The sequence below is a fragment of the Deltaproteobacteria bacterium genome (genome assembly GCA_016875395.1).
Taxonomy (GTDB): Bacteria; Myxococcota_A; UBA9160; order UBA9160; family UBA6930; genus VGRF01.
Genome location: VGRF01000004.1, coordinates 153,305 through 175,354 on the forward strand (window position 1 = coordinate 153,305; position 22,050 = coordinate 175,354).

The 22,050-nt window shown below is 70.5% G+C and carries 22 protein-coding genes; 9 read left to right on the forward strand and 13 right to left on the reverse strand.

The annotated features are described in order from the left end of the window. Positions 1–59 precede the first annotated feature (59 nt). From FJ091_05320 to FJ091_05345, 6 genes are all read right to left on the reverse strand, one after another. Positions 60–1,004 carry a D-2-hydroxyacid dehydrogenase gene (locus FJ091_05320; protein MBM4382772.1) on the reverse strand — a complete coding sequence of 315 codons (945 nt, stop codon included), beginning with the start codon at positions 1,002–1,004 and terminating at the stop codon, positions 60–62. A 40-nt stretch (positions 1,005–1,044) separates the two neighbouring features. Then, entirely contained in the window at positions 1,045–1,392 is a 348-nt protein-coding gene (locus FJ091_05325) for a hypothetical protein (GenBank protein MBM4382773.1), read from the reverse strand. Positions 1,393–1,409: 17 nt separating this feature from the next. Then, complete coding sequence (locus tag FJ091_05330) at positions 1,410–1,856, reverse strand: Hsp20/alpha crystallin family protein (protein MBM4382774.1); 447 nt, start codon at positions 1,854–1,856, stop codon at positions 1,410–1,412. Between the two features lie 305 nt (positions 1,857–2,161). Then, positions 2,162–3,046: a universal stress protein gene (locus FJ091_05335; protein MBM4382775.1), complete on the reverse strand. Its 885-nt coding sequence runs from the start codon at positions 3,044–3,046 to the stop codon at positions 2,162–2,164. A 3-nt stretch (positions 3,047–3,049) separates the two neighbouring features. Then, positions 3,050–4,456, reverse strand: a complete 1,407-nt coding sequence (locus FJ091_05340) for a sigma-54-dependent Fis family transcriptional regulator (protein MBM4382776.1) — start codon at positions 4,454–4,456, stop codon at positions 3,050–3,052. Between the two features lie 162 nt (positions 4,457–4,618). Next, positions 4,619–5,863, reverse strand: a complete 1,245-nt coding sequence (locus FJ091_05345; protein MBM4382777.1) for a hypothetical protein — start codon at positions 5,861–5,863, stop codon at positions 4,619–4,621. An 88-nt stretch (positions 5,864–5,951) separates the two neighbouring features. On the opposite strand from FJ091_05345, the gene FJ091_05350 reads away from it, so the two are divergent. The 8 genes from FJ091_05350 to FJ091_05385 all read left to right on the forward strand — a co-directional run bounded on the left by FJ091_05350 (position 5,952) and on the right by FJ091_05385 (position 13,734). Further along, entirely contained in the window at positions 5,952–6,458 is a 507-nt protein-coding gene (locus FJ091_05350) for an ATPase (GenBank protein MBM4382778.1), read from the forward strand. Between the two features lie 5 nt (positions 6,459–6,463). Continuing rightward, complete coding sequence (locus FJ091_05355; protein ID MBM4382779.1) at positions 6,464–6,880, forward strand: cytochrome c; 417 nt, start codon at positions 6,464–6,466, stop codon at positions 6,878–6,880. An 88-nt stretch (positions 6,881–6,968) separates the two neighbouring features. Then, positions 6,969–7,823: a bifunctional methylenetetrahydrofolate dehydrogenase/methenyltetrahydrofolate cyclohydrolase FolD gene (gene folD / locus FJ091_05360; GenBank protein MBM4382780.1), complete on the forward strand. Its 855-nt coding sequence runs from the start codon at positions 6,969–6,971 to the stop codon at positions 7,821–7,823. Beyond that, positions 7,820–8,914, forward strand: coding sequence for a glycine cleavage system aminomethyltransferase GcvT (gene gcvT / locus FJ091_05365; protein MBM4382781.1), 1,095 nt, complete (start codon positions 7,820–7,822; stop codon positions 8,912–8,914). Before folD ends, gcvT begins: the two co-directional genes overlap by 4 nt. 23 nt (positions 8,915–8,937) lie before the next feature. After that, on the forward strand, positions 8,938–9,333 hold the full coding sequence (gcvH, locus tag FJ091_05370) for a glycine cleavage system protein GcvH (protein ID MBM4382782.1): 396 nt from the start codon (positions 8,938–8,940) through the stop codon (positions 9,331–9,333). A gap of 8 nt (positions 9,334–9,341) precedes the next feature. After that, a complete protein-coding gene (gcvPA, locus tag FJ091_05375; GenBank protein ID MBM4382783.1) occupies positions 9,342–10,676 on the forward strand; it encodes an aminomethyl-transferring glycine dehydrogenase subunit GcvPA in 1,335 nt (444 codons plus the stop codon). Beyond that, entirely contained in the window at positions 10,673–12,157 is a 1,485-nt protein-coding gene (gene gcvPB, locus FJ091_05380; protein MBM4382784.1) for an aminomethyl-transferring glycine dehydrogenase subunit GcvPB, read from the forward strand. The genes gcvPA and gcvPB overlap by 4 nt, the downstream gene beginning before the upstream one ends. A gap of 5 nt (positions 12,158–12,162) precedes the next feature. Beyond that, positions 12,163–13,734, forward strand: coding sequence for a M48 family metalloprotease (locus FJ091_05385; protein ID MBM4382785.1), 1,572 nt, complete (start codon positions 12,163–12,165; stop codon positions 13,732–13,734). 219 nt (positions 13,735–13,953) lie between these two features. Here FJ091_05385 and FJ091_05390 read toward each other — a convergent pair whose 3' ends face one another. The 5 genes from FJ091_05390 to FJ091_05410 form a co-directional block, all read right to left on the reverse strand. Further along, positions 13,954–14,820, reverse strand: coding sequence for a tetratricopeptide repeat protein (locus FJ091_05390; GenBank protein MBM4382786.1), 867 nt, complete (start codon positions 14,818–14,820; stop codon positions 13,954–13,956). 75 nt (positions 14,821–14,895) lie between these two features. Continuing rightward, the gene (locus FJ091_05395) at positions 14,896–15,609 is read right to left on the reverse strand and encodes an SDR family NAD(P)-dependent oxidoreductase (protein ID MBM4382787.1); all 714 of its coding nucleotides are present in this window, start codon (positions 15,607–15,609) and stop codon (positions 14,896–14,898) included. After that, positions 15,606–16,778 (reverse strand): amidohydrolase family protein, encoded by a 1,173-nt coding sequence (locus FJ091_05400; protein ID MBM4382788.1) that lies wholly within the window; start codon positions 16,776–16,778, stop codon positions 15,606–15,608. Before FJ091_05400 ends, FJ091_05395 begins: the two co-directional genes overlap by 4 nt. 77 nt (positions 16,779–16,855) lie before the next feature. Next, entirely contained in the window at positions 16,856–17,293 is a 438-nt protein-coding gene (locus FJ091_05405) for an OB-fold domain-containing protein (protein MBM4382789.1), read from the reverse strand. Beyond that, on the reverse strand, positions 17,290–18,465 hold the full coding sequence (locus FJ091_05410) for an acetyl-CoA acetyltransferase (GenBank protein MBM4382790.1): 1,176 nt from the start codon (positions 18,463–18,465) through the stop codon (positions 17,290–17,292). Before FJ091_05410 ends, FJ091_05405 begins: the two co-directional genes overlap by 4 nt. A gap of 129 nt (positions 18,466–18,594) precedes the next feature. Between FJ091_05410 and FJ091_05415 the strand changes: the two genes are divergently transcribed. Further along, on the forward strand, positions 18,595–20,394 hold the full coding sequence (locus tag FJ091_05415) for an NAD(P)/FAD-dependent oxidoreductase (protein ID MBM4382791.1): 1,800 nt from the start codon (positions 18,595–18,597) through the stop codon (positions 20,392–20,394). A gap of 24 nt (positions 20,395–20,418) precedes the next feature. On the opposite strand, the gene FJ091_05420 is transcribed toward FJ091_05415, so the two are convergent. Further along, positions 20,419–20,826, reverse strand: a complete 408-nt coding sequence (locus FJ091_05420) for an OB-fold domain-containing protein (protein MBM4382792.1) — start codon at positions 20,824–20,826, stop codon at positions 20,419–20,421. Between the two features lie 18 nt (positions 20,827–20,844). Then, positions 20,845–21,996, reverse strand: a complete 1,152-nt coding sequence (locus FJ091_05425; protein ID MBM4382793.1) for a thiolase family protein — start codon at positions 21,994–21,996, stop codon at positions 20,845–20,847. Positions 21,997–22,050 lie beyond the last annotated feature (54 nt).

A 22,050-nucleotide genomic window follows, 5' to 3' on the forward strand; every position in this document is an offset into this window, starting at 1 on the left:
GTGCGCTCTTCGGAGCGCGGCGAGGGACGAGCCGCGCGGTGTCGTGCTCGCGCATGGCCCTAATACCCGCGCGCGCGATCGACCGCGGATGCGACCGGCTCGCCGCGCTCGAGGCACGCGACGTTGTCTGCGAACAGCGCGATCGAGGTCTCGAGCAAGTCGGGGAAGCCGCCCGCGACGTGCGGCGTGATCCACAAGTTCGGCGCGCTCCAGAGCGGATCGCCCGGTGGCAGCGGCTCCTCCGCGAACACGTCGAACACCGCGCCCGCGAGCCGCCCGCTCTCGAGCGCGGCGCGCAGCGCGGCCTCGTCCACGATGCCGCCGCGCGCGAGGTTCACGAGGTAGGCGCCGGGCCTCATCTGCGCGAACGCCGCGGCGTCGATCGAGCCTCGCGTTGCGTCGGTCAGCGGCGTCAGGATCACCACGACGTCGGCCTCGCCGAGCACGCGCGAAGTGCCGCTCGGCGGCTCGATGCGCGCCACCGCGGGGTGCGCCTTCGGCTCGCGTTGCGTGCCGATCACGCGCATGCCGAGCGCGTTCGCGCGCTCCGCGAGCGCGCAGCCGATCGCGCCGAGGCCGAGGATGCCGAGCGTCTTGCCCGCCGCGGTCTCGGGCAGGCGCCGCACCCACGTGCGCTGCTGCTGCGAGGCCACGAAGAACGGGAGTTGTTTCAGCAGCGCGAGGATCAGCGTGAGCGCGAACTCCGCCATCGGCTCCGCCGACATGCCGCGCTGGTTCGCGATCACGACTTCGCTGCGCAGGCCGACGGGCGGCATCAGGTAGTCGACGCCCGCGCCGAAGGCCTGGATCAGGCGCAGCTTCTTCGCCTTCTCCCAATGACCGCGCGGCGGATGCAGCGTAAAGATGAACTCGGCGTCGCCGATGCCCGCGATGAACTCGGGGGCCTGACTCCAGACGACCACCTCGCGCCCGGGGAACTGCTTCTCCAGCAGCGGGCGTACGGCTTGCGCGAAGGGGACGTACGCGTGGATCGGCGACGGCATCGGCGCATCTTAATGCGCCGCGCGGGCCGGGCGCGCGTCGTCATGGCGCGGCGTGCGCGAGCTCGTCGTGCAGCTTCGCGAGCTCGTCGTACTCGCTGGCGGCGGCGTTGAACTGCTCCACGAGCCGGCTGCAATGTCCCTTCAGCTGGGTGCGCGTGCCGAGCTTCCCGCCGCCATACGCGCGGCCCATCGACTCGTGGCGGCGCGCCTGCGCGCGCGCCTCCGCAGCCTTCGCCCGGAAGTGCTGCGCCACCGCTGCGTGCTCCGACGGCGAGTCCGCCATCTCGACCACGAGCGCCTCTAGCGAGGGCGCCTCCTCGGCGCGCACCCAAGCGGGCACCGCGGCGAGCCCTGCGAGTAACACGAACGCTGCAATCTTCTTCGCCATGCTCTCTCCTTCGAGGCTCACAGCTCCTGCACGGTCACGGTGCGCGCCTTGCGCACCTCCGCCTTCGCGATCGTCACGGTGAGCACGCCGTCCTTGAACGAAGCGTCGACGCGCTCCGCATAGGCATCGCTCGGCAACGTGAAGGTGCGCTCGAACGCGCCTAACTCGCGCTCGACCACGCGCCGCCGCTCGTCGCGCTCCTCGCGCTTCTTCTCGCCGCGAATGGTGAGCGCGCCGCTCGCGAGCTCGACGCTCACGTCCTCGCGCCGGACGCCGGGGATCTCGGCGCTCACGACGTAGCGGGTGTCGTCCTCGCTGACGTCGATCGCGGGGACCACACGCGAGCGCTCGCCGCCGCCCCAGAACGCGTCGAGAAAGTCGCGCGAGTAGACGCGCGGCAGGTTCTCGAAGAGCTCGCCGAAGAATGGGTCGCGGGAGATCAGCCTGCGTTCGCGGTTCGCCACTGCGGGATTCCTCCGCATCTCGGGTGCCGCTCGCGTGGCGTTGCATCGCGCGTGCCGAGGCGCTGGCGAGCGCACGAATCGAGCGAGAGCACCGATGCTGTGGCGCAACGCCGCGACGGGGGCGCTCTGGTGCTGCGCGACCCGGGGACGTCGGCAAGCAGACATCGATCCAGGGACGTTCCGCAAGTAAAGCAAGCAGAGTTCCGCGGGCCGGAACGCAACTTCACTGTCTTGCGGAACGTCCCCGCGCTCGGATCCCCGAGCTCGCGTGCCGATGCGCGCGCCGCTCCCGCGCTCGCGGCGTCTCAGCCGATCGGCGCCTTCACGGTGAGCACGCTGCACGGCGCGTGGCGCAGCGTTCGCTCCGCGACGCTTCCGAGCACTGCGTGCTTCACGCCGCCGAGGCCGCGCGAGCCGGTGATGATCAGGTCGGCGTGCAGCCGCTCCGCGACGCCGTCGAACGCAGCGTGCGCGGGTGCGCTCGCGAGGTCGGTCTTCACGTTCACGCCGCTGAGGCCCGCCGAGAGCGCGGCGAGCCGCTTGCGCGCCTCGGCGTAGGCGGCGTCGATCAGCGCCTCCGGCACCGACACTTCGTACGGCGTCACGAACGGCATGCGCAGCTCGAGGCCATGCACGAGGTGCAGCTCCGCGCCGAACGCGCGCGCCCAGTCCGCAGCGAGCGCCACGGCCTCTTCGGAGTGCTTCGAGAAGTCGACGCCGACGACGATCTTCTTCGGCGCCTCCGCGTGTCCCTCGCCCTTCACGGTGAGTACGGACACGGGCGATTCCTTGACCGTGCGCTCGGCGACGCTTCCCAACAAGAAGCGCCTGAAGCCGGTGTGGCCGTGTGTGCCGATCACGACGAGATCGGCGCCGATCTCTCGCGCGCGCTCCGCGACGCACAGCGACGCCGGCGCTTCGCCGAGATGCGCGGTGCCGGTGAGGCCGGCGGCGCGCACCTTCGCGTTCGCGGCGGCGAGCTTCTCCTGCGCCGTCTTGCGTGCGGCGCCAATGAACTCCGGCGGGAGCGCCACCGCATACGGCTCGAACATCGGCAGCGGAATCTCGAGCGCGTGCACGACGTGCACCTCGCCCTTCGCGGGCGCCGCAAGTGCGAGCGCAGCGGCGAGCGCGCGCTCGGCGCCGCGGGAGAAGTCGCTCGCTACCAGAATCTTGCGCGGGGTCTTCACGGGTTACTCCTCGTCGTGATCGGCGTGATCGCGCGCCTTTCGCTCGGCGCGGCGATAGAGCGTCTTGCGGTCGATCCCGAGGATCTGCGCGGTGCGCACCTTGTTGTTGCCCGTGTGCGCGAGAACGATCTGCGTGTACTTCTCGTCCAGCTCGTGCAGGTTCATCCCTCGCGCGGCAGCTGCGCGCAGGTGCGCGTCGAGGTCGGGCGCCGGCGCCGCGTTGCTCGCGCTCGCCAGCGGCGCAGTCGCGGCGGGCAACGGGATGTCCGCGGGCCCGAGCGTCTCGGCGTCGCTCATCGCGAGCGCGCGCTCGATCACGTTCTCGAGCTCGCGCGCGTTGCCGCGCCACGGCTGAACGCGCAGGAGCGCCATCGCCTCGGCCGCGACGAAGCGCTTGCGCCCCTCGCCGTGGCGGCGCAGGAACGCCTCCACGAGCGCCGGGACATCCTCCGGCCGTTCACGCAGCGGCGGCACGTGCACGGGCACGACGTTCAGGCGATAGAAGAGATCCTCGCGGAAGCGCCCCGCCGCGATCTCGGCGGGCAAGTCCTTGTTCGTCGCCGCGACGATGCGCACATCGACCTTGATGGTCTGCGTGCCGCCGACGGGCCGGATCTCACGATCCTGCAGCACCCGCAACAACTTGCCCTGCAGCGCGAGGCCCATGTCGCCGATCTCGTCGAGGAACAGCGTCCCGCCGTGCGCCTTCTCGAACAGGCCGCGCTTGTTCGTGTGCGCGCCGGTGAACGCGCCGCGCACGTGGCCGAACAGCTCGCTCTCGAGCAGGCCCTCGGGAATCGCGGTGCAGTTGATCGGGACGAAGGGCTTGTCGCTGCGCGAGCCGTGAAAGTGAAGCGTGCGCGCCACGACTTCTTTGCCCGTGCCGCTCTCGCCTGTGATCAGCACGCTGGCGCGGCTGTGACCCACGCGCTGGATCAGCGCGATGATGTCGCGCATCGAGGCGCTGGTACCGATCAGGTCGCCGAGCTCGCCCGTGGTCTGCACCGCGCGGCGCAGCGACTCATTCTCGCGCGCGAGCGCCGAGCGCTCGATCGCGCGCTCGACCACGAAGGTCACCGCGTCGGGCTCGAACGGCTTCGTGATGTAGTCGAAGGCGCCCGCGCGCATCGCCTCGACCGCGGAGTCGATCGTCCCGAACGCGGTCATCAGCACCACCGGCGTGCTCGGGCGCAGGCGGTGCAGCTTGCCCACGAGCTCGATGCCGGACATGCCGGGCATGCGGATGTCGGAGAGCACCACGTCGAAGTCGCGCTCGGCGACGAGCTCCAGGGCAACGCTCGCGGAGGCCGCCTCCTCCACCCAGAGCCCGCGCTCTTTGAATAGGGACGCGAGCATCTCGCGCATCGCGCGGTCGTCGTCCACCACCAGAATCTGTGCCGTGTGTCGCATATGCAGCCTCTGAGCACAGGGCGTGCCAAGCGCCGAGCGCCCTCGCCCGCACTCGAGCACCGTTGATTGTGGCACGAAGCGACACAGCCCGGAGGGAGATCGGGGCTGTCGGCCACAGCAAAGCGTTCCGGAGGTGTCTGATTCCGGCGTGTCGCTGCGGCGCTACTGGGCTGCGAGCACCACCCGAAACTCGGTGCCTTCGGGGCCCGTTCGCACGATCTCGATCTCGCCGCCGTGGTCTTGCGCGATGCCCTGCGCGACGGCGAGGCCGAGGCCGTGCCCCTGCCCCGCCTCCTTCGTCGTGAAGAACGGGTCGAAGATGCGCTGCGCGACCTCGGGGGGAATCCCGGTGCCGGTATCGGCGATGCGCACCTCCGCGCCGCCATCTGCGGGGGCGACTCTGACGCGGAGCTGGCCGCCGCGCGGCATCGCGTCGATCGCGTTCATCACGAGGTTGAGGAAGACCTGCTGCAGCGCCTCGGCGTCGGCGGTCACGGACGGCACCTCGCCGTACTCGCGCACGACCTCGACGCGCCGCCGCGTGAGCCGCTCGGTGAGAAACGCCAGCGTCGAATCGAGCAACGGCCCGAGCTGCACGGGCACGCGCGTCCGGCGCGCCGAGGGCCGAGCCATGTTGAGCAGGCTCTCCATGATGCGGGCGATGCGCGCGATCTGCGCCTGAATCGTGCGCAGCCGCCAGCGCGCGTTCTCGTCCTGCACCGCGGGCTCGAGCAGCTTCGCGTGGCCCTGAATCACGCCCATCGGCGTCCCGATCTCGTGCGCGAGCCCGGCCACGAGCGTGCCGATCGAGGCGAGCCGCTCGGCCGCCTGCGCGCGCGCGCGGCTCGTACGCAGCTCGACCCCCGTCGTCTCGAGATCGCGCGCAAGCTTGCGGCCCGATTCCGCGAGCTGCTGATTCAAGTACTCGAGGTCGCGCTCGCGACGATCCACGTACGTCTCGAGCGCGAGCGAGGAGTCGAGGTGGAGGCGGCGCCGCAGCGTCGTGAGCAGGCGCCGCGAGCGCTCGATCTCACCGGGAAACGCGTCGATCACCAGAGGCGTGAGCAGCGTCTCGTAGAGCGAGTAGGCGCCCAGGTACCACGTGGGAGCGAGCCCGATGCGTTCGTGCACGTCGCCGATGTGCCGCCGCCGCTCGAGGTACGCCTCGTCGATCACCGGCTCCGCGAGGCTGCACAGGTACTCGCGCTGATCGGCGAGCAGCCGCTCCGTCACCTTGGGGGCGCGCAGGAGCGTGCGGGTCTCGGGGAACGCGAGCAGGTGCCGGTAGAACGCAGCCACGAGCTCGTCCGCGTTCTTCTCGAACACGGGCTCGAGGTCGGCGAGCCGCGCGATGTCCTCGTCGCGGAGCTCGTAGAACGCGAGAAGCACGGAGCACTCGAACGCCATGGCGGCAGAATGGAGCGATCCGGGGCGCTGTCAAAACATTCGAGCAGGTCGGCACGGTCGCTGCAACGCAACCGAGCCGGAGGGCCCCATGCGCCGCCAACGCTCGAAGACGCACCCCGCTGCCACACAGCCCCGCGAAAGCGCGACCAACAAGCCGCGCCGCGGCGATCCCTACTCGACGCGCCGCAAGCACCCCGACCCGAGCGCATGCACCGAGTGCCGCGCGATCTACCGCGCGGGACGTTGGGCGTGGGGCTCACCGCCGGCGGACGCCGAGCGCGTCGTGTGTCCCGCCTGTCGCCGCATCGCGGACGGCTATCCCGCGGGCTTGCTCTCGCTGCGGGGCGACTACTGGCCCGCGCATCGCGCCGAGCTCGAGGCGCTGGCGCGCCACGTCGAGGAGCGCGAGCGCGCGGAGCATCCACTGAAGCGCATCGCGACCGTGCGCACGAACGAAGGCGCGCTCGAGATCGCGACGACCGACGCGAAGCTCGCGCGCGGAATCGGCGCAGCGCTACGCCGCGCGCACCGCGGCGCGCTACACGTCCCGCGCAGCTCGCGCGACAACGTGACGCGCGTCGTGTGGGAGAGGTGATCGCGATGAAGCTCCGCTGCGGCCTGACGGCGAGCACTGCAGTTCTGACGGCCATCTTCAGCGTCGCGTGCGAACGCCCGAATCCGCCCGCGGGCGGAGCCGCGCTCTTCGCGAAGCACTGCGCTTCCTGCCACGGCGCGACCGGCGTCGGCGATGGCCCGCTCGCCGCCGAGCTGCGCACGCCGCCCGCGGATCTCACGCGCATCGCCGAGCGCAACGGCGGCAAGTTCGACGAGGCCGCGGTGATGTCGGCGATCGACGGGCGCCGCGCCGTCGCCGCGCACGGACCGCGCGACATGCCCGTGTGGTCGGAGGTGTTCCAGACCGAGTTCGAGCAGAGCGGCATGCCGCGCCCGCACGCGACCGCGCTCGAACGCTCGCGCCTGATGGCCGACTACCTGCGCACGATCCAGGCGAAGTAGCCGCAGACGCAGAGTTTTCGCGCGGCGAGGCGTTTCGTCGCGGTTAGACTGCGCGCGCTTTTTTCCGACGGAGGGGCGCGTGGCAGAGGTGAAGACCGTCGTCGTCGACGGAATGGCGCTGGCGAACGATCTGCGCTCGCGCATGACGCAGGAGGTCGCGCAGCTCACGGCGAGCGGTCGCCGCGCGCCGTGCCTCGCGGTGGTGCTCGTCGGCGACAACCCGGCGAGCGCGTCCTACATCAAGGGCAAGCGCCGCGCGTGCGCGCGTCTCGGCATGGACTCGGTCGAGCACACCCTCGCCGCGGACGCGACGCAGGCCGACCTGCTCGCGCTCGTCGACAAGCTGAACCGCGACGCCGGCATCGACGGCATTCTCGTGCAGCTCCCCTTGCCGAAGCAGATCGACCCGAGCGCGATCGCCGCCGCGATCGACGCCGACAAGGACGTCGACGGCGTGGGGCCGCTCAACGCGGGCCGGCTCGTGCTCGGCCTGCCGGGCCTGTTCGCCTGCACGCCGCTCGGGATCATGGAGATCCTCGCGCTGCACAAGATTCCGCTCGAAGGCGCGAACGCGTTGGTGATCGGGCGCAGCATGATCGTGGGCAAGCCGATCTCGCTGCTGCTCCAGCAGAAGAACGCGACCGTCACGATGTGCCACTCGCGCACGCGCGACCTCGCGGGGTTGTGCCGGAGCGCGGACATCCTCGTCGCCGCGACTGGCGCGGCGCGCATGGTGAAGCGCGACTGGATCAAGCCCGGCGCGGCGGTGATCGATGTCGGCGTGAGCGAGATCGACGGCAAGCTCGTGGGCGACGTCGACTTCGAGAACGTGATGGGTGTCGCCGGGATCGTGACGCCGCCGAAGGGCGGCGTCGGCCCGATGACGATCACGATGCTGCTGCACAACACGCTGCGCGCGTACCGGCTGCGGACCGGCGCGTGAGCGCCCTGCTCCGCACGCCGCTCTACGCCGTCCACCGCGCGCTCGGCGCGCGGCTCGTGCCGTTCGCGGGCTTCGAGATGCCCGTGCAGTACCGCTCGATCCTCGAGGAGCACGCCGCCGTGCGCGAGCGCGCGGGCCTGTTCGACGTCTCGCACATGGGGCAGCTGCATCTCGGCGGCGCGAGCGCGATAGCCGACGCCGAGCGGCTGCTCACGTGCCCCGTCGCATCGCTGAAGCCCGGCCGCGTGCGCTACGGCCTGCTCTGCAACGAGCGCGGCGGCGTGGTCGACGACGTGACCGTCTACCGCATCGCGAGCGATCACCTGCTGATCTGCGTGAACGCCTCGAACATCGCGAAGGACCACGCCTGGGTGGCGTCGCACCTGAGCCCGACGACGCAGCTGCGCAACGCGAGCGACGAGACCTGCCTGCTCGCGCTGCAGGGGCCCGCGAGCGACGCGATCCTCGCGCCGCTCGTGGCCGCGGATCTCGCGCGCGTGCGCTTCTTCGCGTTCACCGAGACGACGCTCGCCGGCATGCGCGTGCTGGTGTCGCGCACGGGCTACACGCACGCCGGCGGCTTCGAGATCTACGGCGCCGCGGGCGATGCGGAGAAGCTGTGGCGCGCGCTCAGCGAAGCAGGCGCGGCGCATGGGCTCACGCCCGCGGGCCTCGGCGCGCGCGACACGCTGCGCCTCGAGGCCGCGCTGCCGCTCTACGGCCACGAGCTCGACGACGCGACGACGCCGCTCGAAGCGCGCCTCGAGCGCTTCGTGAAGCTCGACGCCGGCGGCTTCATCGGCTGCGAAGCGCTGCGCGCGCAGCGAGCGAGCGGCGTGCCGCGCGCGCTCGTCGGATTCGCGATCGAGGGCCGCGGCATCGCGCGCGCAGAGCACGTGCTCACTGCGAATGGCAGCGAGGTCGGACGGGTCACCTCGGGTGCGCCCTCGCCCACCCTCGGAAACGCGATCGGGCTCGGGTACGTTGCGCCGCCGTTCGCCGCGGTGGGAACTGCGCTCGGCGTGATCGTTCGCGGTCAAAGCGTCGCAGCGCGGGTCGTCGAGACGCCATTCGTGCGCGGGCCGCAATAACGAGCTGCATTCGGGGGGATGCCGTGGCGAAGTACGAAATTCCGGACGATCTCTACTACACGCGCGAGGACGAGTGGGTCCGCGTCGAGCGCGGGCGCGCGACGATCGGCGTCACCGACTACGCGCAGCAGCAGCTCGGCGACATCGTGTTCGTGGAGCTGCCGGAAGTGGGGCGCGCGCTCGATCGCGGCGAGCCCTTCGGCGTGGTCGAGTCGGTGAAGGCCGTCGCGGACCTGTTCGCGCCGATCACCGGCGAAGTCGTCGAGGTGAACTCCGGCCTCGCGGAAGCGCCCGACGGCGTGAACGCGGATTGTTACGGCGACGGCTGGATGATCGTGGTGAAGCTCTCCGACGAGAGCGAGCTCGAGCAGCTGCTCAGCGCCGGCGACTACATGCAGCACGTGAAGGACCGTGGGTAAGGCTTCACGTGCGTTATCTGCCTCACACCGACGACGACGTACGGGAGATGCTGGCCGTCGTCGGGCAGCCTGATCTCGGCGCGCTCTTCGACAGCATCCCCGCGAAGTTCCGGCTGACGCGGCCGCTCGACGTGCCTGCGGCGGCGAGCGAGTACGAGATCCTCGACGAGCTCGGCGCGCTTGCGGCGCAGAACGAGAACGCCGCCACGCGCGCGTGGTTTCTCGGAGCCGGCGTGCACCACCACTACGTGCCGAGCGCCGTCGACGCGCTGATCTCGCGCGCCGAGTTCTACTCCTCGTACACGCCGTATCAGCCCGAGATCTCGCAGGGCACGCTGCAGGCGATCTTCGAGTGGCAGACGATGCTGTGCGGCCTGACCGGCATGGAGGTGAGCAACGCCTCGCTCTACGACGGCGCATCCGCGACGGCCGAGGCCGTGCTGATGGCGCTGCGCATCGGGAAGCGGCGCAAGGTCGCGGTCTCCGCGGCGCTGCATCCGCACTATCGCGGCGTGCTCGAGACCTATCTCGCGGCGCTCGACTTCGAGCTCGCCACGCTTCCGCGCGGCGCGGACGGGCGCACGCAGGCGAGCGGCGTCGATCGCGACACCGCGTGCGTCGTCGTGCAGCAGCCGAACTTCTTCGGGTGCATCGAGGACCTGCGTGCGATCTCCGCCGCCGCGAAGGCGCAAGGCGCGCTGGTCGTCACGAGCGTGGCCGAGGCGATCTCGCTCGCGCTGCTCGCGGCGCCCGCGGACTGCGGCGCCGACATCGTGTGCGGCGAGGCGCAGAGCTTCGGCGTACCGATTGCGTTCGGCGGCCCGCACCTCGGCTTTCTCACCTCGCGCATGGCGCACGTACGGCAGATGCCGGGCCGACTCGTCGGCGAGACGCTCGATGCCGACGGCCAGCCCGGCTACGTGCTCACGCTCTCGACGCGCGAGCAGCACATCCGCCGCGAGCGCGCGACGTCGAACATCTGCACGAACCAGGGCCTGTGCCTGATGATGGCGACGATCTTCCTCGCGCTGCACGGCAAGACCGGCCTGCGCCAGCTCGCCGAGCGCAATCTCGCGAAGGCCGAGTACGCGAGGGCGCAGCTGCGCGCTGCGGGGCTCACGCTTCCGTTCGCCGCGCCGAGCTTCAACGAGTTCGTGGTGCAGCTGCGCGAGCCGGCCGAGCGCGCGCTCGCGCGTGCGCGCGGCGCCGGCATCGTGGCCGGGCTCGATCTCGCGAAGTTCGCCCCCGAGCTCGGCGATGCCCTGCTCGTGTGCGTGACGGAGACCGCCTCGCGCGCGCAGATCGACGCGCTCGCGCGCGTTCTCGCTGGAGCGAAGTCGTGAGCAGCAACGCGACGCGCGGGTTTTCGTACGAGGAGGACCTGCTGTTCGAGCGCAGCCGGCCTGGCCGCGGCGGCGTCGACCTCCCGCGCAACGACGTGCCCGAAGTCGACGCGCGCGCCCTGCTCGGCGCGCTCGCGCGAGACGAGATCGCGGGCCTGCCCGAGCTGAGCGAGGTCGAGGTCGTGCGCCACTTCACGCGGCTCTCGACCTGGAACGCCGCGGTCGACCTCGGCCTCTATCCACTCGGGTCCTGCACGATGAAGTACAACCCGAAGCTCAACGAGAAGGCAGCGCGGCTCGCCGGCTTCGCGGCGGCGCATCCGCTCTCGCCCGCGAGCGAGACGCAGGGCCTGCTCGCGCTCTTCTGGCAGCTCGAGCGCTGCCTCGCCGAGATCAGCGGGATGGATCGCGTGACGCTGCAGCCCGCCGCCGGCGCGCAGGGCGAGCTCGCCGGCATCATGATGATTCGCGCCTATCACGAGCATCGCGGCGAGAAGCGCACGAAGGTGCTCGTGCCCGACTCGGCGCACGGCACGAATCCGGCGAGCGCCGCGCTGAACGGTTATCAGGTCGTGTCCGTGCCGAGCGGCGACGACGGCATCCTGCATCCCGAGGCGGTCGCGAAGGCGATGGGACCCGACGTCGCGGGGCTGATGATCACGAACCCGAACACGCTCGGGATCTTCGAGACGCACCTCGCCGAGATCTGCGATGTGGTGCACGCGGGCGGCGGCCTCGTGTACGGCGACGGCGCGAACCTCAACGCGCTCGTGGGCGTCGCGCGGCCGGGCGACCTCGGCATCGACGTGATGCACTTCAACCTGCACAAGACGTTCTCTACGCCGCACGGCGGTGGCGGCCCGGGCGCCGGCCCCGTCGGCATCAAGGCCGCGCTTGCGCCGTACATGCCCACGCCCGTCGCCGAGCGCGCGAGCGATGGGAGTCATTACTGGAATCACGATCTGCCGAGGTCGATCGGCCGGCTGCACGGCAATCACGGCAACGTGGGCATGCTCGTGCGCGCCTTCGCCTACATCCGCGCGCTCGGGCCGGACGGGCTGAAGCGCGCCACCGAGCTCGCGGTGCTGAACGCGAACTACGTGCTCGCGCGACTGCGGGGCGCATACCACGTGCCGTACGAGAACCCGGTGCTGCACGAGTGCGTCGTGACCGACCGCAAGCTCGCGGACACCGGCGTCACCACGCTCGACGTCGCGAAGCGCCTGATCGATCACGGCTACCACCCGCCCACCGTGTACTTCCCGCTGATCGTGAACGGCGCGCTGATGATCGAGCCCACCGAGAGCGAATCGAAGGAAGGCCTCGATCGCTTCGTCGACGCGCTGCTCGCGATCGCGGAGGAAGCGCGCCGCGATCCCGAGACGGTGCGCACGGCGCCGCACCGGACGCGCCGGCGCCGCCTCGACGAGACGCGCGCCGCGAGAAAGCCCGTGCTGCGATGGCAACCCGGCGGCGCGTAGGGCCTTTGCGCCCCGCGCTGGCGTGCGCGCTCGCCGCGTCGCTCGCATGCGCGAGTGGCGGCGCGGGCATCGGTAACCCGCTGAAGCCGAACATCACGGCCGACTCCGAGCGCCGCATCGGCGACAGCGGCGACACCCAGCTGCGCGCGGTGCTGCCGCTGATCGACGATCCGGTCGTGCTCGGCCTCCTCAACGACCTCGGCCAGAGCCTCGTGCGCCACCTCGAGCCGCAGCCGTTCGTCTACCGCTTCCGCATCGTCGACGAGCCCAGCCTGAACGCCTTCGCGCTGCCGGGCGGATACATCTACTTCCACACGGGCACGATCCTCGCCGCGAAAGATCTCGACGAGCTCGCCGGCGTGATGGCCCACGAGATCGCGCACGCGAAGCGCAGCCACATCGCGCGGCTCGCCGAGAAGAGCGCGATCCCGTCGCTGCTCGCGAGCTTGTTGGGGATCGGCGCGGCGGTCGCGACCGGCGATCCCGCGGCCGCGATCGTCGCGCAGGGCATCGATCAGTCCCTGAAGCTCGCCTACACGCGCGAGATCGAGGCGGAAGCCGACTCGGTCGGCACGGTGTTCATGGTGCGCGCCGGCTACGACCCGCGCGGGATGGCGGGCTTCTTCGATCGGCTGATCGCGATCAAGGAGTCGCGCACCGGCATCCAGATTCCCGCCTACCTGCTCAGTCACCCGCGCACCGAGCTGCGCCTCGACGCCGCGATCGCGCGCGCGAGAGAGACGACCATCACCGGCAAGCGCGACACCGCGCTCATCGAGGCGTTCCCCGAGGTGCAGGCGCGGCTCGCACTGCTGATCCGCGAGGAGCGGAGCACGTTGCCGTCGTTTCGCACGGCGCCCGACACGAAGATCACGACGCCCGCGCTCGCAGAGGCCGAGAAGCTCGCGAAGGCTGGCGACAAGGCGGGCGCCGCGCGCGTGCTCGCCGACGCCGGCGCGCGCGAGCCGAACGATCCGCGCGTCGCGTTCCGCGAGGCGGAGCTGCTCAGCGAGCTCGAGCGCGCGGGCGACGCCATCGCCGCTTATCGCCGCGCGCTGCGCCTCGACCCCGACGTCGCGCTCTCCTACTACCGCATCGGCCAGCTCTATCAGAAGCAAGGGGATCGCGTGAACGCGGTCTACTACCTCGAGCAAGCCGAGCGCCGCTTCGAAGCCGGCGGTGCGCGCGCGAAGGAAGTGCGCCAGCGCATCAACCGCCTCACCTTCCCGCTGTTCGAGCGCAGCGGCATCTCGGACGGCAGCGAGCCGACGACGCCGACGCACGCGACGCCCGTCGGCGCGCTGCGCGACGAGCTGCGCGCCGGCGCGCCGCGCGCGATCTGGTTCGGCGAGCTCGCGCAGGAGTGGGCCGAGCGCGCGCACGAGCTCGAGCTGCGCTGGATCGACCCGAGCGGCGCCGAGGTCGCGCGCAACGCCGAGCTGAAGCGACGCGGCCGCAAGCTCGTGCGCGCGGACTTCGCGCCGGCCGGCGGCCTGACGAAGCCGGGGATCTGGCAGGTCGAGATCTGGTTTGCGGGAGAGCGCGGCGAACGCACGACGTTCCGCGTCGTGCCGTAGCGGTCTCACGTCCAAGTGCGGATCGATGCACACCCAGGTCGCTGACGCGCCGAGGTCACGCCGGATCGACCTCGCAGACGAACGCTCCTCCCAGGCAGGTCGGCCGAGGCCGCAAGCGAAGCGCGCAGCTTTCGCCGGAGTCCCCGGAGGCGAAAGCGAAGTGAACGAGGAGGAGAGCTGGCGTACTCGGTGCCGCGACACACCTCGCACGCTGCACAGCTAGCCGTCCACCTCGCCTACCCGCTCCCGCGCCAGATCGGCCCAGCTTCCGGTCGGCACGAGCTGCAGGTACGCGCGCCACTGTTCGCGGCCGAGGCGACGCAGGCCGAGGCGGTCGTAGAGCAGCGCGAGGTTGAGGCGCGCATCGGGGAAGCTCGCGTCGACGCGCACGGCGGCCTTGTAGTGATGCAGCGCGGTCTCGCGGCGGCCCTCGTCGTCGAGCAGGTTCGCGAGGTTGAAGTTCGCTTCGAGGTGATCTGCGTCGGCTGCGAGCGCGCCCTCGTAGCAGCGCTTCGCCTCGGCGCGCTCGCTGCGCTGGAAGTGCACCGTGCCGAGGTTGCACCACGCGTCGGCGAAGTCCGGCGAGAGATCGAGCGCGTGGCGATACGCGGTGAGCGCCTCCGCACTCTTGCCCGCCTGCGCATCGAGCATGCAGCCGCGCTCGAACCACTCGAAGGCGGTGAGCGGCCGCGGCTCCTCGCCGGCAGGCGTGATCGCTGCGACTTCGGGCGCGACGTGCTGCGCGTCGAAGTCGAGCAGCAGCTGGCCGTCGGCCTCGACGAGCGCATCGCCGTCGCGCGCGACGACGCGGCGCGCGTTGTCGCCCCACATGCGCAGCGCTGCGACGGGCTCGCGCAGCTCGGGCATGCGCTCCTGGAGCCGCGCAAGCGTCGTGCGAATGCGCCGCACCGACACGCCGCGCGCGACGAGGCCGGCGATCGCGCGCAGCCGCACGAGATCCTCGAACGCGAACGACTGCGCCTGCGCCGCGCGCGCAGACACGAGCTCCGTGCGGCTCCAAGCGCGGAGCCGCGACGGCGAGACGCGCAGAATGCGCGACGCGTCGCTCAGCGAATACAAGCTCACCCCCGCGCGCATGATCGGCGACGACGGAGAGCAGCGTCAAGCGAGGAAGCACCCCGGTCGGAGAAAAATCCCCGCCTACCAGCTCTCGCCGAACGGCCGCACCACCACATCGAACGCCCACGCAGAGCGCTCTTGGTGCGCGAGGCTCCACGCGACGTCGGCGAGCGCGCTCGGCTTCGCGAAGAAGTCGTCGGGCTTGCCGGCGAAGCGCTCGCGCGTCCACGGCAAGTCGATCACCGCGTCGATCGCGAGATACGCGACGTGCACGCCGCGCGGCCCGAGGCTGCGCGCGAGCGACTCGGCGAGGATGCGCTGCGCGGCCTTCGTCGGCGCGAAGCCCGCGAAGTGCGCCTTGCCGCGATACGCCGCGGTGTTGCCCGTCGCGATGATCGCGCCCTCGCCCGCTTCGATCATCGCGGGAGCGAGCGCGCGCGCGAGGTGCATCAACGCCATCACGTTCACTTCGAAGTTGCGGCGCAGGTGCGCGGGATCGACTTGGAGGAAGTCGCCGAAGGCGCCGCCGACGGCGTTGTGGATGAGCACGTTCACCACGCCGAGCTCACTGCGAACGCGCTCGAGCGTTTCGGCGAGCGCGGCCTCGTCCGTGACGTCGCACGCGTACGCGCGCGCGCCCTGCACGTCGCGCTCGAGCTCGCGCAGGCGCGCCTCGCTCCGCGCGAGCATCGCGACGCGATAGCCGCCCGCGGCGAAGCGGCGCACGAGCGCGCTGCCGGTGCCGGGGCCGACGCCGGTGACGAGGCAGACGCGTTCGGACGTGGCGGCGCTCACAGCAGCGCCTCGCCCATGCGCGCGAAGGCGGCGTCGATCGTGCCGCCCAGGAAGCGCGCCTGCTTGTTGGGGGCGAGCTCGGCGAGCGCGTCGCGATAGTGCGCGACCGGGTCCGCGATCCCCTCGAAGTGCGGGAAATCGCTCGAGAAGACGAGCATCTCGTCCGGCAGCTCGCTCATGATCTTCAGCAGCGGCGAGTCGTTGCCTCCGGTGAGCGGCGTCGCCTTCACGTTGCGCGCGAGGTACTCGCTCGGTTTGAGGGGCAGCTTCCACGGCCCGACGAACAGCTGCGCCACGGGCGAGATGCGGTCGTCGATCTCGCGGTGCAGGAACGGGAGCCAGCCCGTGCCGACCTCGGCGAGCAGCAGCGTGAGCTTCGGGAAGCGCTCGAACACGCCCGAGTAGATCAGCGCGTCGAGCAGCGTGGTGGGCGCGACGTGGCGGTGCGCGCCGCCGAGCATCCGTAACAAGGTGAGATCGCCGTTCTGGTTGGCCCAGCCGGGATCGAAGCTCATGCGCTCGAAGCCGGTGTGCAGCATCGGCGCCATCGCGAGATCGCTCGCCGCGGCCCACACGCGATACCAGCTCGGGTGGCTCGGCGGGACGCCGTTCACCGGATACGCGGGCACGAGAAAGATGCGGCTCCCGCGCGCGCGCATGCGCGTCAGCTCCGCGACGACGAAGTCGAGATCGTGGTACTCGAGCGCGGTGACGGGCTTGAGTCGCCCCGCGCCCTCAGCGCACGTGTCCGCGAGCCAGGTGTTGCACGTGCGAATCACTTCTTGGCGCAGCGGGACGTGATCGATCTGCAGGTTGTAGGAGATGCCCGCGAGGCAGATCACGTGCTGCTGCGCGATGCCATGCCCGTCGAGCCATTTCACGCGCGCGGCGGCGTTCGCGACCTGGAACTGGCTCTTGCCCGCGAACTCCGCGCGGCGCTCGGCCTCGGCCTTCTCGTCGCCGAACAGCGTGAGCAGCCCCGGCGGCAGCAACTCGCGCACGGGCGGACGCTTCCCATCGGGCACGCCCAGTAACAAGTCGCCGACGATCGCGTCGATCGCGAGCAGCCCGGGGTTCAGCTTCGGCAGCTTCTTCGCAAGCTCGGGGTACGGCGCGAGCCAGTCGTCGCCCGGCTCGAAGTGCGAATCGACGTCGATGATCGCGGTCATGCGGGGCTCCCTCGACGCGCGAGCTTCCGCCGGCGCGCGCAGCGACGCCATGGGGCTCCGCTCCGCGCCGGCCCGGGTCAGCGCCGCCAGTGAATCAGCGCGAACGGCCTCTCCACGTCCTCGTGCTGCTCGAACACGGCGCGCACCTTCGCGCCGATCGCGACCGGCGCGGTCGCGTCACCGAGCAGGTTCCCGACGAGGCGCACATGGTTCGCATGCGGCAGCTCGACGAGCGCGACGACGTAAGGCCCCTGCTCTTTCAGCGCGGGATGCACGGGATGCCACACGCGCTCGTAGCTGTAGATCACCCCTTCGGGCGCAACCTCCTTCCAGCCCACGTCGAACGAGCGGCAGTGGTGGCAGATCCACTCCGGGCCCCACTGGAACTTCGCGCACGCGTTGCAGCACTGAAGCACGAGCTTGCCCGCGCGCGCTCCCTCGTAGAACGGCTTGTCCAGTCCATCCGGCTGCGGCGCGGGCTGCGGGAGACCGGGCGCGAGGTAGTACGCGCTCATCGCGTCGCCTCCGAACCGAAGATCACGCTGCTCACGGGCGTGACCATCGGCCCCGCCGTCATCAGGCTCACGTCGACGCGCGGCACTTGATTGCGCGACTGCCCGCGCACCTGGCGGATCGCCTCGATGGTCAGGCCGAGTCCGTGCATGTAGCACTCGGCGAGATTCCCTCCCGACGTGTTGAGCGGGAGCTTGCCGCCGGGCGCGCTGAAGTTTTCGAGCGTGAAGAACTCGTTCACTTCCTCCGGTGCGCAGAAGCCGTGCTCGACGATGCTCATCAGCACGCCGCCCGTGAAGTTCTCGTAGCTCTGGAGCACGTCGACGTCCGCCGGCTTCACCTGCGCCATCTCGTAGAGCCGCGGCGCGAGCGTCTTGAAGCCGCTGCTCGCGTAGTCGGGCGTGTTGTGCGCCGCGGCGTCGGCGCGGAACTGCGAGCCTTCCGCCGCGCCGAGCACGTACACCTGCTTGTGCGGAAAGTCCTTCGCGCGCTCCGCGGGCACGAGCAGGATCGCGGCCGCGCCGTCGTTCTCGAGGCAGCAGTCGTAGAGGTGGAATGGCTCGACGATCCAGCGCGAGGCGTCGTACTTCTCGGCCGTGAGCGGCTTGCCGTACATCACCGCGCGCGGGTTGTTCTGCGCGTGCTGATACGCCGCGAGTGAGATCGCGCGCAGCGCCTCCTGCCGCACGCCGTGCTCGTGCATGAAGCGCACGGCCTTCATCGCGAACATCTGTGCGGGGGACATCAGGCCGTACGGGATCGTGTGCGCGTACGGCCCCGAGATCGCGGGCATGCGCGCGCCTTGGCCGAAGCGCCCGAACTGTCCTTGCGCGAGTCCGCGGAACGCGACCACGCAGTCCGCGAGGCCCGTCGCGATCGCCGCTGCGCCGTTTGCGACCGCCGCCGCCGCGCCGCCGCCGCCGCCGCCCCACTGCATGTTCGAGAACGTGAGCGACTTGCAGCCGAGCGCGGCCGCGAGCCGGGAAGGATCGTTGCGATCGTTCGAGTACGAGGCGAAGCCGTCGATGCTCGTGGGATCGACTCCCGCATCCGCGCACGCGGCGAGGATCGCCTTCAGCGTGAGCACGAACTCGGAGTCGGGCGATTCGCCCCGCTTGTAGTACTGGCTCTCGCCGATGCCGACGACCGCGACCTTGCCGCGCAGGCTGCGCATGTTGCGTCCTTGCTCGAATCCGTGAGGTGTTACGCCAACTCGCGCGCGGATGCCGCGACGACTCGCCCACGCCGCTCAGCCGCGCGACAATCCGGTATCAAGAACTCCTCAGATCAGAGGCCTGACGCGATGACGATCCCGACCGCCGCCGAGCTCGGCTTCGACCCCGACGCGCTCCGCGAGAAGTACCGCGTCGAGCGCGACAAGCGCCTCCAGCCCCAGGGCAACGCGCAGTACCTCGAGGTCACCGGCGAGTTCTCGCACTACATCGACGATCCCTACGTCGCCGAGCCCATCGCGCGTGCGCCGCTCGCGGACGACGTGGACGTCGTCATCGTCGGCGCCGGCTTCGGCGGCCTGCTGTGCGGCGCGCGACTCCGCGAAGCCGGCGTGAAGCGCATCCGCCTGATCGAGAAGGCGGGAGACGTCGGCGGCACTTGGTATTGGAACCGCTACCCGGGCGCCGCCTGCGACACCGAGGCGTACGTCTATCTCCCGCTCTGCGAGGAGCTCGGCGTCGTCCCCACGCACAAGTACGCCTTCGCCGACGAGATTCAGGAGCACGCGCGCAAGATCGCGCGCCACTACGACCTGTACGACGCGACGTGCTTCCAGACGGGCGTCACCGGCATGCGCTGGGACGCGGAGGCGCGGCGCTGGCACGTCACGACCGATCGCGGCGACGACGTGCGCGCGCGCTTCGTGATCATGTCGAACGGACCCATCAATCGTCCGAAGCTGCCCGGCATCCCGGGCATCGCGAGTTATCAGGGTCACACGTTCCACACGAGCCGCTGGGACTACGCGTACACCGGCGGTTCGCCCGCGGGCGGTCTACACAAGCTCGCGGACAAGCGCGTCGGGATCATCGGCACCGGCGCGACCGCGGTGCAGTGCATCCCGCATCTCGGCGCTTCCGCGAAGGCGCTCTACGTGTTCCAGCGCACGCCCTCTTCGATCGACGTGCGCGGCAACCGCCCCACGGATCCAACGTGGGCGGCGAGCCTCCAGCCCGGTTGGCAGCGCGAGCGCATGGAGAACTTCAACACGCTCACGTCCGGCGGCGTGATCGAGAAGGATCTCGTGAACGACGGCTGGACCGAGATCATCCGCAACCTCATCTCGATGGCGAAGTTCCGGGGCACGAAAGTCGACTGGAACGAAGTGCCGCAGCTGATGGAGATCGCCGACTTCCAGAAGATGAATCAGATCCGCGCGCGCGTGGACGCGGTGGTGAAGGATCCGAAGACCGCCGCAGCGCTGAAGCCCTGGTACCGGCAGTTCTGCAAGCGCCCGTGCTTTCACGACGAGTACTTGCCCACGTTCAACCGGCCGAACGTGCACCTCGTGGACACCGACGGCTGCGGCGTCGAGCGCATCACCGCGACGGGCGTCGTCGCGAACGGCAGCGAGTACGAGGTGGACTGCATCGTCTTCGCGACCGGCTTCGAAGTGGGCACCGACTACACGCGCCGCTCCGGCTACGACGTGATCGGGCGCGATGGGCAGCTGCTCAGCGCGAAGTGGCAAGGCGGCTTCCGCTCGCTGCACGGATACATGGCGCACGGCTTCCCGAACATGTTCCTCGTCGCGAATTCGCAGTCGGCCGCGACGACGAACTTCCCGCACGCGATGGACGAGGGCGCGCGGCACTTCCGCTACGTGATACAGAAGTGCATCGACGAACGCATCGCGTGCGTCGAGCCGAGCCGCGAGGCCGAGGACGCGTGGGTAGAGCACATCCTCTCGGTCTCGCGATACAACGAGGACTTCCTCGTTTCGTGCACGCCCGGCTACTACAACAACGAGGGCCAGCCGAGCCGCCGCAGCATGCAGAACGGCGCGTACGGCAAGGGCCCGAACCCGTACTTCAAGATCACCAAGGCTTGGCGCGACGCCGGCGACATGGCGGGCATGCTGCGCAGCTGACGCGAGCGAGAGGTCGCGCCGCGATCACGCCGGCTCGAAGACCGGGATCGCTTCGCCCGCGGGCGAGGTCTCGAACGCGACGCGCACGCGCATGCCCGCGCGAACTTGCTCGGGTGTGATGCCGACGAGGTTCGTGTTCATGCGCACGCCTTCCTCGAGATCGACCTGCGCAAGGATCACGGGCAGGCGGCCGCGGTGGCGCGCGTGGTACTCGCGTTGCAGCTGGCCGTGGCTGTAGAGCACGCCGCGGCCCGAGGCGTCGGCCCATGCCAGCCGCGTGCTGCCGCAGTGCTGGCAGCGCTGGCGCACGGGGAACATCCAGCCACCGCACGCATCGCAGCGCTGCAGGCGCAGCTTGCCCGCGCGCGCGCCGTCGAAGAACGGGCGGTTCGTGTCGTCGGCTGCAGGAAGCCAAGCGGGCGCGTCGGACATGTCGCGTTCCCTAATGACTCAGGCCGCGTGCGGCGAGAGCACGAGCGTGGCGTGGTAGTTGAGGACGCCGCCGTTGCCGGAGACGAGGATCAAGTCGTTCGGTGCTTGGCGGTCGCCGCCTTGTCCGCGGCCTTGGATCACAGCCTCGGCGACCGGCGTCATGCCCCACATGTAATACGCGGAGAGCTCACCGCCGCCGGTGTTGGTGGGGAGCTTGCCGCCCGGAGCGAGCTTGCCGTCGGCGACGAACGCGCCGCCCTCCCCCTTCTTGCAGAAGCCGTAGTCCTCGAGCGAGACGAGCACGGTGTACGTGTAACAGTCGTAGATCTGGCACTGCGTGACGTCGCTCAGCTGCGCGCCCGCCATCGCGAGCGCGCGCGGGCCCGACTTCGCAGCGGGCGTCTGGATCATGGCGTCGTTGCCGGTGAGCCCGGCGTCGTTGTTATGGGCCTGCGCGAAGCCGTGCACGTGCACGGGCGGCTGCTTGAGATCGCGCGCGCGCTCGGGCGTCGTGACGATCACCGCGACGCCGCCGTTCGAGACGAGGCAGCAGTCGAGCACGTGAAACGGCTTCACGACCCACGGCGAGGCCTCGTAGCCCGCGAGGTCGAGCGGCTCGCGCTTGCTGGCGCGCGGGTTCATGGCGGCCCACTTGCGCTGGCCGATCGCGACCGCGGCGAGCTGTTCCTGCGTCGTGCCGTAGAGGTCCATGTGCCGGCGCGCCGCGAGCGCGTAGAGCGGCAGCGCGCCGCCGAAGCCATAGAGCGGGAAGAGCGCGCCCATCGCGCTGCGGCGGCCGCCGCCCGCGTAGGCGGCGCCGGTGCGCACGCCCTCCTTCAGCGGGTCGTCGGCGAACACGCAGCACACGTAGTTCGCGAGCCCGTTCGCCACGGCCATCGCGGCGTACTGGATCATCTGTCCCGCGCTCGAGCCGTAGCCCTGCACGAACGTGAGCAGGTTCAGCTCGCGCAGCCCAAGTGTCAGGTGCAGCGGAATGCTCACGCCGTTGGTGACGCCCGCGTTGATCATCAGCCCGTCGAGCTCGGACTTCGGCAGCCCGGCGTCTTCGAGCGCGAGGTAGACCGCCTCTGCCGCGAGATCCTCGGCGTCGCGATAGACGCGGCCCATCTCGGTGATGCCGAGGCCGCAGATGGCGCTCGCGCCCTTCATCGCGTGTTTCATCGAGATCTCCTCGCGTGCCGCTCGCGCAGGGTTCCACAGCGG

Bases quoted from the DNA above. Each gene is read 5' to 3' on its own strand.
- FJ091_05410 (MBM4382790.1), bottom strand. From the start codon at position 18,465: ATGCGCAGCCTGCGCGGCAAGGTCGCGGTCGTCGGCATCGGCGAGAGC.
- FJ091_05400 (MBM4382788.1), bottom strand. From the start codon at position 16,778: ATGACCGCGATCATCGACGTCGATTCGCACTTCGAGCCGGGCGACGAC.
- FJ091_05350 (MBM4382778.1), top strand. From the start codon at position 5,952: ATGCGCCGCCAACGCTCGAAGACGCACCCCGCTGCCACACAGCCCCGC.
- FJ091_05420 (MBM4382792.1), bottom strand. From the start codon at position 20,826: ATGTCCGACGCGCCCGCTTGGCTTCCTGCAGCCGACGACACGAACCGC.
- FJ091_05405 (MBM4382789.1), bottom strand. From the start codon at position 17,293: ATGAGCGCGTACTACCTCGCGCCCGGTCTCCCGCAGCCCGCGCCGCAG.
- FJ091_05415 (MBM4382791.1), top strand. From the start codon at position 18,595: ATGACGATCCCGACCGCCGCCGAGCTCGGCTTCGACCCCGACGCGCTC.
- FJ091_05340 (MBM4382776.1), bottom strand. From the start codon at position 4,456: ATGCGACACACGGCACAGATTCTGGTGGTGGACGACGACCGCGCGATG.
- FJ091_05345 (MBM4382777.1), bottom strand. From the start codon at position 5,863: ATGGCGTTCGAGTGCTCCGTGCTTCTCGCGTTCTACGAGCTCCGCGAC.
- FJ091_05320 (MBM4382772.1), bottom strand. From the start codon at position 1,004: ATGCCGTCGCCGATCCACGCGTACGTCCCCTTCGCGCAAGCCGTACGC.
- FJ091_05325 (MBM4382773.1), bottom strand. From the start codon at position 1,392: ATGGCGAAGAAGATTGCAGCGTTCGTGTTACTCGCAGGGCTCGCCGCG.
- FJ091_05355 (MBM4382779.1), top strand. From the start codon at position 6,464: ATGAAGCTCCGCTGCGGCCTGACGGCGAGCACTGCAGTTCTGACGGCC.
- FJ091_05425 (MBM4382793.1), bottom strand. From the start codon at position 21,996: ATGAAGGGCGCGAGCGCCATCTGCGGCCTCGGCATCACCGAGATGGGC.